Source organism: Marinomonas sp. AWM4_232 (assembly GCF_056158325.1).
The window spans coordinates 1,237,900-1,250,557 of the sequence record NZ_JBSWTA010000001.1 but is presented as its reverse complement, the minus strand read 5'-3'; the positions used below and the strand labels follow the sequence as shown (position 1 = coordinate 1,250,557).

Below are 12,658 nucleotides of genomic sequence, written 5' to 3'. Positions count from 1 at the left end.
TCGCATACTGTCCATTTGCGTGACTGGAGATACGGTTAAAATGCGTTTTTATTGCCCGATAGTGCTTTTCACTTCGGGCAAATTTTTATCTGAAACGTGTTAAAGCCTGCTGATAAAGCATAAATCTGCTTTCACTTCTTTTTAGAAAACAAACGCCTTTTTAAGTTACTATGTTGGTTATAAAGCATAAAAACATTATGGAACAGGTGTGCAAACTTTCGACTTTCAAAACTTTGTATCTGCTCTAGATAAGGCGCAGCAAGCGCACTTCGAGTGGTCTCGGCGTATTCTGCGTTGTGCGGTGCTGCACACGCGCCCACAAGAAGATATGATGCGAGAGAATGCTCATAACATTTGCTTGTTCGGTCAGTTCCTAGAGCAACATCAAATAGCTTTTTATACCATTAACGCTGAAAGAGCTGAGCAGTTGTTTCTGGTTCATAAACAAATGCATGATGCGATTCGATCCATTGCCATTCCTATTAGTCAAGGGATATCTGGTAGCGAGTCTGACCTGAATGAGTTCGAGACCTCGCAAGAAGCAATGTTAGAGCACCTTGCCTACTTCAAAACCAATGCCATTCATCAATATACTCAGATCGACAGCCTGACGGGTTTACCTTTACGTCAGCGTTTAACGCAAGACTTTGAGGCGAAAAAAAATCGTGGCAATTGGGCGGTGGGGCTTATATTTATGGACGTTGATCATTTTAAATCGATTAATGATCTGTATGGACACAGTATGGGTGATCGAGTGCTGCAGCATTTAGTACAGCAAACTCACAGCCTACTAGACTCCCACCAATCAATGTATCGCTATGGTGGTGAGGAATTTATTGTAATGTTCAGTGACTTAGGTGAGTCGAATGACATTCTAGAACTAGCTGAACAAATTCGAGCATCACTTTTTAATACGCCGGTTGAGATTGAGAATAGCGATACCATACCGATCAGTGTGACGATAGGCGTTGCCATTGCATCAGAAGGCGAGCCGCTCGCTAACCTAATCGAACGAGCGGACCATGCGATGTACCTTGGTAAGAAGCAAGGACGTAACCGCGTCATCTATTTAGAAAACTTAAATTGAAGTTATTCTTCTAAGATTGGAGCGTCGAAACCTTCTGGTTCATCTGTATAAATGCACACATTCCAGTCAGCCGCTAAGCCATCTTCTGCTTGGCAGTACTTTTCGAAGAACGCGGCAATCTCTTTGCGTTGACAGTGTGCTTCGAACGCTGCCATATTTGCCCATTGTTCATTGAAGGCAATCGGAAAGCTTTTACCGTCAGCAAACGGGCTCTGGATATGGCGTGTCACGCGATATTGAAGACAACCGTCCTCACGCAGAGTATTTGGCTCAAGGCTCTGTAGAACTTCAAACAACTCTTGCTCTTTGCCTTCTTTTGGAAGGAACTGTGCGACACAATAAACCGTACTAGACATAAATATTCCTTATAAAATTATTTAGAGTGATGACCATTCACTCAGCTGAAGCTTACGACGACGCACCGAATAAAACACTGCCATGCCTATACCATAGACCACACCCCAAACAGCCGCCTTGTCCATGGCCGTTTTCATGGTGTCTTGGCTACCTAGCAAGCCAAAATACATGACTAAGAAAATGATGATGGCAAAGTACCAGAAAGCAATCACAGCATTTAGGTGGAAGCCTAAGTAGTACGGAGGTGGGACTTTAATGCCCAGCATTCGTAATAAGCTAAACATCGGAGGCTTATAGTTGGATAGCCATACGCCTTGCGCTTGTAGCTCAGCATGGGCTTTCATTAATTTGTCTTCAAATGCCACGTTGTGTTCCTTTCGATTTCTCACCGCTACGATGAGCGGGTGTTTTTTATAAGTTGGGTAACAGAGAAGCCTGTGACCCAAGAGGTTCCCGCGAGAACCAGTAACGTACCTATGAGTGTATTCCAACCCACAGGTTCCCCTAAAAATAAATGCCCCCACAGGATACCAAAGACCGGCACCAAAAAGGTAACCGATAACGCTGAGGCCGCGCCGATGTCGTCAACGAGCCGGAAATACAGAATGTAAGCTGAGTTGGTACAGAAACTTCAAGAGCTAATGCGGACTGCTCATACTAAAACTCTCTGTAAAATGACGGATTAGTGCCCGTTCGCGTTGGAAAACAGATTAATCACAATAACCCCCAGGATGATCAGCCCCATACCCAGCAGAGCAGGCGTGTCCAGCTTTTGGCCAAACATAAACCAGCCGATCACGGCTGTTAGAACAATCCCCAGTCCAGCCCAAATGGCATAGGCGATGCCTACTGACATGACCTTTAACGTAAGAGACAAGAAATAAAACGCCAGTCCATAGCCGACTACGACCAGTACACTTGGCCCAAGCTTAGTAAAACCCTCGCTCGCCTTAAGTGCTGAGGTAGCAATGACTTCGGATAAAATCGCCACCAGTAAGATAATCCATGTTTTCATATACTTCCTCATTCACAAGCAAACACATAACGTAACGAGCCGTAGTCGCCCCATAAAAAAAGCTCCGGTTGGAGCTTTTTATTGGAAAAATCGGCTGCGATCTACAGAAAAGGTCTGTCTCTTTTGACTTCTTCGACCAGCTCAATGCAGGTCGCTTCATTTTTGGTGTAATAGTTTGTTCTATAAATCGGCCAACTATTTTTTTTCTCTGCTTCATCACAATCAATATAGCCCTTGTTATAGGCATACACGCTCACAGCGATTGAGCTGATAATGGGTAATGAAAGCATGATCACGATACCAATCACCATGCCAAAGGTAAGAGTTTTTTGAATTTTTTCTGTGAGTTTTTTTCTCAATAAGCCAACAATTACTCCCCCCATCGCCAATGATACTGCTCCAATCCCCCCTCCAAGACCAAAAGTCCCACCTCGGTCAAAGGTAATCGTTGAAGTGTTGTTGATAAAGTGATCGGCTAGATGATAGCAGAAGATCGAAAAACCTATGATCGCAAATATACTAAGAGCAAGCAGAAAAATTGTGGCAAATAAAAAATAGGTAAAACCGGGCAGTTTTTCTTCTTCGATCTTCATTTGAGTTTCCTGCCTGAGTTTAGTAAATCACTCATAACATGATTAGCTGTTTTAACTACAATTCTTTGCGCGCTGTCCACCATATAGTCAAACACCGTTTCTTGAACTTCATGAAATGCTGCCAAGGCTCGTTGCTGGGCTTTATCAAGCTTCTCCCCTGTTTCTTCGATAAAGTCTTCAATGAATGTCAGTGCTTGCTTGGAGCGTGAGATATATTGCCATTCAAGATAGGATTGATACACCTGAGCTCCAATGCCCATCTTAAAGGCTAATTCATCCAGGCCAGCGAGCACTCTATTGGTTACCTCATAATCTTTAAAAAGGGGCCCCAGCTTCCAGGCGCGCGATAGGGCCTATAGCTAATGAAAAGAATATAGCTGCTCCTTGAATAAGCAAAAACGATCCGGCTACTGTGATACCCACCTTGACAATATCGACTGCAAGATTACCAATGAGACTAGTTAAGGTTGCTTCATCGGTTAACACATAGTCCGCAACGCGATAGGCGGTCATTAACACAACGGAAAGAATACCGCCTTGGCGTGCGATGCCTTGGGCTGCGTGCTTACCTAGCCCCATTTTAATGACTTTAGGATTGGCTATCCCATATACAGTGCCCGTTAATACCTTTCTAAGCCCTGGGTAGCCTTTGATGACAATATGCGGTTTGCCACCGTAATTTTTAATGTAGGCTTTAACGTTCCAGCCACCTAGGTCCTTCATTAATTTACCTAAAACTACGCCATCACCGATAAGTGGCGCATAATTGGCAGCTGCCTCAGGTCCCTTTTTGATCGTCTCCCATTGCTCCATGATAGCTTTTCGGCCTTTCGCATGTTGCTTGACCAATTCATCCATGGCTTCAAAGGAATACACATAGATTTCGTGGCTATTGGCTAAAATTTAACTTCTAAGTTTTTCATTTCCATGTTCTGCGGCTGGGTACATAAAATTCCTTTTCCGATCACCAAATATAAGAGCGATGTAGGATACCCTTTCGTTAGTGAACATTCTTTTATTTTGAAGAAATCTTACAAAACCTTTTCGCTTAACTAACTTACAGCTAGAGAAATCTCATCTTATAGCCATCCAAATATTGAATAGCTGTTATTTAAAAATATAAATTTATGAATAATAAAACACCCGTATGATGCTTCTATCAACATGACCTATCGGTCAGTTAACCTATTGAGTAAGGAGCCTCTCCATGGCACAACTCTTTACTCCATTTACACTAAAAAGTATCACCCTGAAAAATCGCGTAGCGATTCCTCCCATGTGCCAGTACAGCGCCGAGGAAGGCCTGGCGAATGATTGGCATCAAGTGCATTACACAGGGTTGGCTCGTGGTGGTGCAGGTTTGGTGATCGTGGAAGCCACGGCGGTGTCGCCAGAAGGTCGCATTTCGCCAAACTGTCTGGGTATTTGGAATGATGAGCAAGCTGAAGCACTGGCGAAGGTAGCGCAGAGCATTAAGGCCAACGGTAGTGTACCGGGCATCCAAATTGCCCACGCAGGTCGTAAGGCCAGCGCTAACCGCCCATGGGATGGGGATGATCACATTGCCGAAGACGATCCTCGCGGTTGGCAAACCATTGCTCCGTCTGCGATCGCTTTTGGCAAACATTTGAGCAAAGAGCCTCAAGCCATGACGAAGGCAGATATTGAGCGTGTCACACAAGACTTCGTTGATGCAGCGCAGCGCGCGCTGGACGCGGGTTATGAGTGGCTAGAGCTACACTTTGCCCATGGTTATCTAGCTCAGTCGTTCTTCTCGTCTCATTCTAACCAGCGTACCGATGAATACGGTGGTGACAAAGAAGGGCGTGGCAAGTTCTTACTGGATACCCTTAAAGCGGTACGCCAAGTATGGCCTGAGCATTTGCCACTGACGGCTCGATTTGGTGTGCTGGAATACGACGGTCGTGATGAAGAAACCTTGCAAGAAAGCATCTGGCTGGTTCAGCAAATGAAAGAACAAGGCTTGGATATGCTCAGCGTCAGTGTCGGCTTTACCATTGCTGAAACCAATATCCCTTGGGGCCCTGCGATGTTGGCACAAGTGTCTGAGCGCGTGCGCCGTGAGACTGGTTTACCGGTGTCATCAGCGTGGGGCTTTGATCAGCCAAACGATGCCGAGCGCGCTATTGTCGAAGGTCAAATGGATCAAGTGCTGATTGGTCGTGCGTTTTTATCGAACCCCCATTACACCTATGAATTAGCCAAATCACTGAAGGTTGAAAAGCCTTCTTGGACCTTGCCTGCGCCTTATGCGCACTGGTTAGAGCGTTACTAAGGTCTCGTTATTGCAAACGCATGTGAGGTTTCGCCTCATGTTACACTTCACCGATGTAGGCTAGGGCCTGCATCGGTTTTTTATTAGGTGCTTGCTATGAATATTCTGCGTCGCGATCTCAATCTGCTGTTGCTGTTCCACGTGCTGTACCAAGAACGTAATGCCTCCCGTGCAGCAAAGCTACTGTCCATTAGCCAACCTGCATTAAGTCATAAGTTGAATAAGCTGCGTGATGAGTGGGGCGATCCGTTATTTATCAAAGCACCGCGTGGCTTAACCCCCACCCCCAAAGCCCACGATCTTGCTCGTCAGTTAGGTGAGTTGATACCGGATTTGGAGTCCTTTTACAGCACGCAAATTGAGCCGGACTTTCAGCATCGCGATGATCGCATCATTATCTATACTCATGACTATTTTGAGATGTGTTATCTCGCTCATCTATTGGATAGCGTCAAACAAAGTGCTCCAAACGTCCGCTTTGTGATCCGTAATACCCGTGGCGAGTTACCTCGCAATGAATTAGAAAATGGCCAATGTGATTTAGCAATCGCTGGGTTCTATACGGACCTTCCGGATACTATGCGTCAGCAGTTTATTGGTGAAAAACCATATCGTGTCTTGTCCTCTGTGGATAACCCTCATATTGGGGATAGCTTGGATCTGGAGGCTTATTTAAAGTGCGAGCATGTGGTGATTTCAGTAACCGGTGATTTAATCAGCGACATTGATCTGCATCTAGAACAACAGGGTTTGAAACGCAATGTGGTGGCGGGCTTGTCGAGTCATCTATCACCGATGCATTTAATACAATATCGTCCAGAAATGATCTCAACGTGCTTCGATCATGTGGCGAATAGCGCCGCAGCGCAAAATCCTAAATTGCGTGTTCACGAACCCCCGATCGAGATTCCCAATGTGCGCCTGTTCCAAGTCTGGCATGAGCGTACCCACGCCGATCCACTTCGACGCTGGATTCGACAATTGATCGCACAAGTCTCGCAAACCTGCCCTTATGAAGCATTGCTTTGATGAGCATGGCGGCCGCTTTGCGGATAAATTGACCTCAATTTTATCCCTGCCTCTTTAATATATTTGATTATTCATATATCCTTAATTTCATATATATGATTTTAAAGATATGGTGAGTAATCGATATGACTTCAGTACCAGAAATAGACATTAGCCCTATCCAATTTTACAAATGTCTAGCGGACGACACGCGCCTCAAAAGTATGCTGCTAATCCAGCTGCAAGGAGAGCTTTGTGTTTGTGAATTAATGGAAGCCATCGACGAAAGTCAGCCGAAAGTATCTCGTCATCTGGCACAGCTGCGAGGCTGTGGTCTGCTGACGGACCGTCGTCAAGGGCAGTGGGTGTTTTACAGCATCAACGAAGCCTTGCCGGACTGGGCAAAACTGGTTCTGCAAGTCACTGTGGCCGAAAACCTAGAGACCATCGCCGCAGACTTAGCTCGATTAGAGAGTATGGGGGATCGCCCTGAACGCACAAATGCGTGCTGTGAGTAAGGGGTGACTAACATGGGCATCTTTGAACGTTACTTGAGTGTCTGGGTCGCTTTAGCCATTGTCACAGGGATTGTTCTTGGTCTGTGGCTGCCGAATATGTTTGCCATGGTGGCGAGCTTTGAGTATGCGCACGTTAATCTGATCATCGCGGTACTGATCTGGCTGATGATTTATCCCATGATGGTACAAGTCGACTTTGCAGCCATCAAAGACGTGGGTAAAAAGCCGAAAGGCTTAGTTCTGACGTTAGTGGTGAATTGGCTGGTCAAACCGTTCACCATGGCGTTGCTAGGCTGGCTATTCTTTAAGGGACTCTTTGCGGAATGGGTCGACCCTCAGACCGCGTCTGAATACATCGCGGGCATGATTTTATTGGGTGTTGCGCCTTGCACGGCGATGGTCTTTGTCTGGAGCCAGCTTACCAAAGGTGACCCTAACTACACCTTAGTCCAAGTCTCGGTGAATGATGTCATTATGATTTTCGCTTTTGCACCGATCGCGGGATTCTTATTAGGGGTCACAGACATCACTGTCCCTTGGAGTACATTAGCGCTGTCTGTGGTGCTGTATGTGGTGTTGCCCTTAATCGCTGGGGCATTCACTCGTCGTACTTTGAATCGAGGGGAGAACCCACAACGTTTGCAGCAATGGCTGGCTAGGCTGAAGCCTTGGTCCATCATTGGTTTATTAACTACCGTAGTACTGTTGTTCGGCTTTCAGGCAGAGACCATTCTCGCGAAGCCTCAAGCCATTGTATTGATTGCCATCCCGCTGCTAATTCAAAGCTACGTAATTTTCGCCATTACGTACTGGGTAGCTCGAAAGATACGCTTGTCTCATAGTATAGCGGCTCCGGCTTGCATGATTGGTACGTCTAATTTCTTTGAACTGGCGGTTGCGGTAGCGATCTCTTTGTTTGGTTTGCATTCAGGGGCTGCCTTGGCGACCGTTGTCGGGGTCTTGGTCGAAGTGCCTGTGATGCTGAGCTTGGTGTGGTTCGCCAACCGCACACGCCACTGGTTTACTCACTAATTTTTTACGCGATATACGCGAGGTAATGATGACAATTAAAGTAGGCATTAATGGATTTGGTCGTATGGGACGTTTGTCGTTCCGTGCAGCATTTGATTGGGATGATGTGGAATTCGTACAGATCAACGACCCAGCAGGCGATGCGGCAACGCTCGCACATCTGATCACGTTTGACTCTGTTCACGGCCGTTGGCACCACGAAGCCACTGCGGAAGGCAACGAGATGATCATCAATGGTCAACGTATTCCTTGCACGCAGAACAAAGCCATTGGCGAGACTGACTGGTCAGGCTGTGATGTGGTGATCGAAGCCAGCGGCAAGATGAAAACCAAAGCCTTGCTACAAGCTTACCTTGACCAAGGCGTTAAACGCGTGGTGGTGACCGCCCCAGTGAAGGAAGATGGCGTGCTAAACGTAGTGATGGGCGTTAACCAAGAGCTTTACGATCCAGCGCTTTACCCAATCGTTACCGCAGCGTCTTGTACCACGAACTGCCTAGCACCAGTGGTGAAAGTGATTCATGAGAAATTGGGCATTGAGCACGGTTCCATGACCACGATTCACGACATTACCAATACGCAAACTATCTTGGATGCACCGCATAAAGATTTACGTCGTGCGCGTGCTTGTGGTGCCAGCCTGATCCCAACGACGACGGGGTCTGCTACCGCGATCACCCATATTTTCCCTGAGCTAAAAGGCAAGCTAAACGGTCATGCGGTGCGTGTACCATTGGCCAACGCTTCTCTAACTGACTGTGTGTTTGAAGTCAGCCGCCCAACGACCGAAGCGGAAGTTAACGGCTTCCTAAAAGAAGCAGCAGAGGGCGAGCTAAAAGACATCCTTGGCTATGAAGAGCGTCCATTGGTATCGGTGGATTACAAAACTGACCCACGCTCTAGCATCATCGATGCGCTTTCGACCATGGTCATCAATGGTACACAAGTGAAGTTGTACGCTTGGTATGACAACGAATGGGGTTATGCCAACCGTACTGCAGAGCTGATGCGTATGGTTGGTCGTTTGGATCAGAGCTCTAACTAGTTCTTCTTATTGTATTGATAAATCCAGCCTTCGATCCGGCTCGCAGGCTGCGCAAGATAACCTGAGAATAGACACTTAGTTATGACAGCGCCGACCGACGCACATCCCTGTGCGTGACGGTCGGATCGCCCATCCATGGGCTTAGCGCTTGCCATAACCTAAGCGTCTCTAACAAACATCGCACAAGATTTCTGGAAACAAACGCCAATGAATGCACTAGCCAATCTTTCACCAGCGATCCGCCAATATATGGTGGTGACCGGTAATTACTGGGCGTTTACCTTAACCGACGGCGCACTGCGGATGCTGGTGGTGCTGTATTTCCACGGTTTGGGTTACAGCCCGCTGCAAATCGCCATGCTGTTTTTGTTCTACGAGATTTTTGGCGTGGTGACCAATCTTGTCGGCGGTTGGTTGGGCGCTCGTCTTGGTTTAAATCGCACCATGAATATTGGCCTGTTTATGCAGGTGGTGGCGCTGAGCATGTTGCTGGTGCCCGCCAGCTTTTTAAGCGTACCCTGGGTCATGGGCGCACAGGCATTATCGGGTATCGCCAAAGACTTAAATAAAATGAGCGCCAAAAGCTCGATTAAGCTTCTTGTGCCAAGTGATGCTCAAGGTCAGCTGTATAAATGGGTGGCGCTGCTAACCGGTTCTAAAAATGCATTGAAAGGTGTGGGCTTCTTTTTAGGCGGCGCATTACTCAGCTTGTTTGGCTTTAAAGGCGCGATATTAGGCATGGCCGTCGCACTTGCGCTGGTATGGGTTGCCAGCATGTTAGCGCTGAAAAAGGACCTCGGAAAAGCGAAGAATAAGCCAAAATTTGGTGATATCTTCTCGAAAAGTGCGGCGGTAAACTACCTTTCAGCTGCTCGTCTGTTTTTGTTCGGCGCTCGTGATGTCTGGTTTGTGGTGGCTTTGCCAGTATTCTTGGCCAGCACTTTTGGTTGGGATCATTGGTACGTGGGCGGATTCCTCGCGGCTTGGGTGATTGCATACGGTTTTGTCCAAGGTTTCGCACCACGCTTTACCGGTAAAGCCTCTGGCAAAGTACCCGATGGTCGCCAAGCCCTTGGTTGGGCGTTAGCCCTCGGCGTGATTCCCGTTGCCATTGCTCTGGCCCTAACCTTTGATTGGCAGATTGAATTCGCCGTGATCGCAGGCTTATTTGCCTTCGGTGCTATATTCGCCATCAACTCCTCCCTACACAGTTATCTTATCGTCAGCTACGCAGGCAAAGATGGTGTGTCTCTTGATGTCGGCTTTTACTACATGGCCAACGCCATGGGCCGCCTAATTGGCACGCTATTATCGGGTTGGTTGTATCAGGACTACGGCTTAGCCGTTTGCTTGTGGGTCTCAGCTGGGTTTATTGGTTTAACTGCGTTGATCTCGGTGAGGTTGCCGAGGAATGAAGCTGCTATATATTAAAAGCACTTCTGATGGAAAAACATTTGATCCGAGGTATAAATAATGGACGATATTTTGAAGTGGCAGTTTTGCATCAATGGACACCCACAAAGATTACGCCAAGACTCAGAGCACATGAGGTCAAGATACTTTGGCATCCATGGGGGGATTGATCATTGGCATGACTGTAGAAATGATGACTTCAGACTATCATCAGTTTACTTTGAAGAACAGAACGATCCTGAGCTAGTTTGGCAGTTAGGTTACGAATTAACCTCATTATTTAATGGTGTTTCAAAAATACTAGACCAAAAACATCTACCGATTTCACTAGAAAAGCTACTGCTCAATAACTCACCAGTAGTAGCTCAAAAGCCTGAGAAAGAGTACATTTTGGCTCTTCTGAACTCACCTCAAACCTTATCAATAGAAGCTATCCAACAAGAGTTGGACTTATCAAAGAAAGACCCTCGTACATACATGCTAAATTTGGCAACAGAAAGAGAAGATGTTTATTTACTGTTAAAATACTTTGAAATGCCTTTAGACTGGGTCGGTTTGTATAAAATATTTGAGACTCTAAAAAACTTTTCACATTTAACAAAGTTACCATTTAATCCAGATGAAAGCGCAAAAAGCTCTTTCACCTTCACTGCAAATAAGTACCAGTACTCAGGGTTACTATCACGCCACGGATTCACAACAGCAATTAAAAACGCCAAAACACCAACCATGACATTAGATGAGGCTTACGCATTCGTCTCTAATTTGGCAAAGGAATATTTAAATCAGCTTGGTAATTTAATTCTGCACGATTCAGAGTTAAAGAAGTTTAAGCTACCAAAGTAATAACTCAAGCACTCATAGCCTCCCCATGGCTTTACCATATACCTCGCTGCGATCCCTCTTGCCCACAGCAAGTACGGCAACGAGCACAACATCATCTTCGACTTTATAGACCAAACGATAGCCTGATTGTCGAAGCTTAATCTTATAAAGGTTATCCGCTCCTGAGAGTTGAGCGGCCGGAATATGGGGATTCTCCAATCGCTCTTTCAGTTTTTTCTTAAATTGAGTTTGCAGCGTCGCGCCAAGCTTGGACCACTCTTTTAAAGCGCTCTTTTTAAACTCTAATTTATAGGTCATCTATATTAACCGCCACCGACGGCTCGTTTTCGCGCCCTTTCGCTGTGGCAACTAACTCCAGATCTTCTAAACGATCCATCATTAATTCATACGCCTCGGCGGGCACACAGTAAAATGCAGGCTCATTGCGATTCAGAACGGCCACTGCTTCACCGTAGGCACTTAACGCCACCTTCATTGGATTCACTTTGAATTCTGTGATGCTGGCAGCAACATCAGCTAAGATTCGAGTTGTCATAAAAAGCTCTCTAAATAGGTCTTAAATTCGGTCATTTTAAGCATAGTTTATTTTTTAAACAAGCCTCCTATCCCCAGAAGTGACCACTCTATGTTTTATAAATCTATTTAAGACGCGTCATCGTGCTGCAAAGCCCTGATGACGCCAATACCTATTTCAGTCAGTAACAAGCTCAAGAGTCGGAGTAACTCAACGCATCAAATAACTATGGTGGATTCGAACAACTTCGGATAATCCTCGTTCTATGTAAGCCTTGGTATAGTCCATTGCATGATGTTTATGGAAGTCTGCTTCGGTGGCGAAGCACTCCCATAATAAAAGCTGAGTCGGCTCATATGGATTTTCATGCAGCTCAAATAAGCGACAGCCGGGTTCCGTACGTGTTTGCTCACATAGCTGCTTAAGAGCGGCTTTAGTTTCTTCGACTCGACTAGCATCGGTGATTGCAAGCTCAGCTGTGGCGAAGTAGCCGCCAGCTAGAGTCGATAACGACTGCTTGCTAGGCAACGGTGCCGAGTCTGGATTTAAGCCTCGCTCTTGCAAGATATCTTGAACAGCAAACAATCCATTGAGTGCTGCAGGAAACCCCGCATAGACCGCCATTTGCATCATCACTTCAATGATTTCCTGGGGCGAACACCCGACATTGAGAGCGCCATGAATATGGACTTTTAGCTGGGGCGTAGCATTACCTATCGCCGCCAAGGCCGCGATCGTTGCGATCTCGCGAGACTTTAGATCCAACGCCTCTCTGCTGTAAATATCTCCAAATGGGAATTCGATCAGCAAGCGGGCAAAGTCCGGCGCAATACCTTCCATCGCTTGAATCACTTTCTCACCTTGCGCCCCATCGATCTCTGCTAGTTTTTGCCAACCTATTTGATAACGATCCGAATGCATAACCACCTCTGTT

Annotated in this window: 18 protein-coding genes; 8 read left to right on the top strand and 10 right to left on the bottom strand. The window is 46.4% G+C overall.

All coding sequences use genetic code 11. The features are described 5' to 3' along the window. Positions 1-208: 208 nt before the first annotated feature. Complete coding sequence (locus tag ACXAC1_RS05965; RefSeq protein ID WP_475059864.1) at positions 209-1,087, top strand: diguanylate cyclase; 879 nt, start codon at positions 209-211, stop codon at positions 1,085-1,087. Positions 1,088-1,089: 2 nt separating this feature from the next. Here the strand turns inward: ACXAC1_RS05965 and ACXAC1_RS05960 are convergent, their stop codons facing one another. The 7 genes from ACXAC1_RS05960 to ACXAC1_RS05930 form a co-directional block, all read right to left on the bottom strand. Further along, a complete protein-coding gene (locus ACXAC1_RS05960; RefSeq protein WP_475059861.1) occupies positions 1,090-1,443 on the bottom strand; it encodes a putative quinol monooxygenase in 354 nt (117 codons plus the stop codon). 21 nt (positions 1,444-1,464) lie between these two features. Then, entirely contained in the window at positions 1,465-1,809 is a 345-nt protein-coding gene (locus tag ACXAC1_RS05955) for a DUF6404 family protein (protein WP_133561147.1), read from the bottom strand. A gap of 26 nt (positions 1,810-1,835) precedes the next feature. After that, positions 1,836-2,024: an EamA family transporter gene (locus ACXAC1_RS05950; RefSeq protein ID WP_475063784.1), complete on the bottom strand. Its 189-nt coding sequence runs from the start codon at positions 2,022-2,024 to the stop codon at positions 1,836-1,838. Between the two features lie 102 nt (positions 2,025-2,126). After that, complete coding sequence (locus ACXAC1_RS05945; RefSeq protein ID WP_133561143.1) at positions 2,127-2,459, bottom strand: DMT family transporter; 333 nt, start codon at positions 2,457-2,459, stop codon at positions 2,127-2,129. Positions 2,460-2,560: 101 nt separating this feature from the next. Then, on the bottom strand, positions 2,561-3,052 hold the full coding sequence (locus ACXAC1_RS05940) for a hypothetical protein (RefSeq protein ID WP_475059859.1): 492 nt from the start codon (positions 3,050-3,052) through the stop codon (positions 2,561-2,563). After that, a complete protein-coding gene (locus ACXAC1_RS05935; RefSeq protein ID WP_475059854.1) occupies positions 3,049-3,294 on the bottom strand; it encodes a hypothetical protein in 246 nt (81 codons plus the stop codon). Before ACXAC1_RS05935 ends, ACXAC1_RS05940 begins: the two co-directional genes overlap by 4 nt. A 73-nt stretch (positions 3,295-3,367) precedes the next feature. Further along, entirely contained in the window at positions 3,368-3,928 is a 561-nt protein-coding gene (locus tag ACXAC1_RS05930; protein WP_475059851.1) for a hypothetical protein, read from the bottom strand. A 331-nt stretch (positions 3,929-4,259) separates the two neighbouring features. Here ACXAC1_RS05930 and ACXAC1_RS05925 point away from each other — a divergent pair, with 331 nt between their 5' ends. From ACXAC1_RS05925 to ACXAC1_RS05895, 7 genes are all read left to right on the top strand, one after another. After that, positions 4,260-5,348: an NADH:flavin oxidoreductase/NADH oxidase gene (locus tag ACXAC1_RS05925; protein ID WP_475059849.1), complete on the top strand. Its 1,089-nt coding sequence runs from the start codon at positions 4,260-4,262 to the stop codon at positions 5,346-5,348. 96 nt (positions 5,349-5,444) lie between these two features. Continuing rightward, positions 5,445-6,377 carry a LysR family transcriptional regulator gene (locus tag ACXAC1_RS05920; protein WP_475059846.1) on the top strand — a complete coding sequence of 311 codons (933 nt, stop codon included), beginning with the start codon at positions 5,445-5,447 and terminating at the stop codon, positions 6,375-6,377. A 125-nt stretch (positions 6,378-6,502) separates the two neighbouring features. Further along, complete coding sequence (locus ACXAC1_RS05915) at positions 6,503-6,874, top strand: metalloregulator ArsR/SmtB family transcription factor (RefSeq protein ID WP_228190094.1); 372 nt, start codon at positions 6,503-6,505, stop codon at positions 6,872-6,874. Between the two features lie 12 nt (positions 6,875-6,886). After that, positions 6,887-7,906, top strand: coding sequence for an ACR3 family arsenite efflux transporter (gene arsB / locus ACXAC1_RS05910; protein ID WP_475059843.1), 1,020 nt, complete (start codon positions 6,887-6,889; stop codon positions 7,904-7,906). Positions 7,907-7,934: 28 nt separating this feature from the next. Continuing rightward, positions 7,935-8,951 carry an ArsJ-associated glyceraldehyde-3-phosphate dehydrogenase gene (locus ACXAC1_RS05905; protein ID WP_475063782.1) on the top strand — a complete coding sequence of 339 codons (1,017 nt, stop codon included), beginning with the start codon at positions 7,935-7,937 and terminating at the stop codon, positions 8,949-8,951. A gap of 207 nt (positions 8,952-9,158) precedes the next feature. Next, the gene (gene arsJ / locus ACXAC1_RS05900) at positions 9,159-10,382 is read left to right on the top strand and encodes an organoarsenical effux MFS transporter ArsJ (protein WP_475059841.1); all 1,224 of its coding nucleotides are present in this window, start codon (positions 9,159-9,161) and stop codon (positions 10,380-10,382) included. 42 nt (positions 10,383-10,424) lie between these two features. Continuing rightward, positions 10,425-11,210, top strand: coding sequence for a hypothetical protein (locus tag ACXAC1_RS05895; protein WP_475059839.1), 786 nt, complete (start codon positions 10,425-10,427; stop codon positions 11,208-11,210). Between the two features lie 12 nt (positions 11,211-11,222). Here ACXAC1_RS05895 and ACXAC1_RS05890 read toward each other — a convergent pair whose 3' ends face one another. From ACXAC1_RS05890 to ACXAC1_RS05880, 3 genes are all read right to left on the bottom strand, one after another. Continuing rightward, positions 11,223-11,507, bottom strand: coding sequence for a type II toxin-antitoxin system RelE family toxin (locus tag ACXAC1_RS05890; RefSeq protein ID WP_475059836.1), 285 nt, complete (start codon positions 11,505-11,507; stop codon positions 11,223-11,225). Beyond that, positions 11,497-11,745: a type II toxin-antitoxin system Phd/YefM family antitoxin gene (locus tag ACXAC1_RS05885; RefSeq protein ID WP_475059833.1), complete on the bottom strand. Its 249-nt coding sequence runs from the start codon at positions 11,743-11,745 to the stop codon at positions 11,497-11,499. The genes ACXAC1_RS05890 and ACXAC1_RS05885 overlap by 11 nt, the downstream gene beginning before the upstream one ends. A 189-nt stretch (positions 11,746-11,934) precedes the next feature. Continuing rightward, positions 11,935-12,645, bottom strand: a complete 711-nt coding sequence (locus ACXAC1_RS05880) for a carboxymuconolactone decarboxylase family protein (RefSeq protein WP_475059830.1) — start codon at positions 12,643-12,645, stop codon at positions 11,935-11,937. Positions 12,646-12,658: the final 13 nt, after the last annotated feature.

Coding starts and splice junctions, on each gene's coding strand:
- ACXAC1_RS05890 (WP_475059836.1), bottom strand. CDS start 11,507: ATGACCTATAAATTAGAGTTTAAAAAGAGCGCTTTAAAAGAGTGGTCC.
- ACXAC1_RS05905 (WP_475063782.1), top strand. CDS start 7,935: ATGACAATTAAAGTAGGCATTAATGGATTTGGTCGTATGGGACGTTTG.
- ACXAC1_RS05915 (WP_228190094.1), top strand. CDS start 6,503: ATGACTTCAGTACCAGAAATAGACATTAGCCCTATCCAATTTTACAAA.
- arsB (WP_475059843.1), top strand. CDS start 6,887: ATGGGCATCTTTGAACGTTACTTGAGTGTCTGGGTCGCTTTAGCCATT.
- ACXAC1_RS05880 (WP_475059830.1), bottom strand. CDS start 12,645: ATGCATTCGGATCGTTATCAAATAGGTTGGCAAAAACTAGCAGAGATC.
- ACXAC1_RS05895 (WP_475059839.1), top strand. CDS start 10,425: ATGGACGATATTTTGAAGTGGCAGTTTTGCATCAATGGACACCCACAA.
- ACXAC1_RS05960 (WP_475059861.1), bottom strand. CDS start 1,443: ATGTCTAGTACGGTTTATTGTGTCGCACAGTTCCTTCCAAAAGAAGGC.
- ACXAC1_RS05945 (WP_133561143.1), bottom strand. CDS start 2,459: ATGAAAACATGGATTATCTTACTGGTGGCGATTTTATCCGAAGTCATT.
- arsJ (WP_475059841.1), top strand. CDS start 9,159: ATGAATGCACTAGCCAATCTTTCACCAGCGATCCGCCAATATATGGTG.
- ACXAC1_RS05885 (WP_475059833.1), bottom strand. CDS start 11,745: ATGACAACTCGAATCTTAGCTGATGTTGCTGCCAGCATCACAGAATTC.
- ACXAC1_RS05925 (WP_475059849.1), top strand. CDS start 4,260: ATGGCACAACTCTTTACTCCATTTACACTAAAAAGTATCACCCTGAAA.
- ACXAC1_RS05940 (WP_475059859.1), bottom strand. CDS start 3,052: ATGAAGATCGAAGAAGAAAAACTGCCCGGTTTTACCTATTTTTTATTT.
- ACXAC1_RS05920 (WP_475059846.1), top strand. CDS start 5,445: ATGAATATTCTGCGTCGCGATCTCAATCTGCTGTTGCTGTTCCACGTG.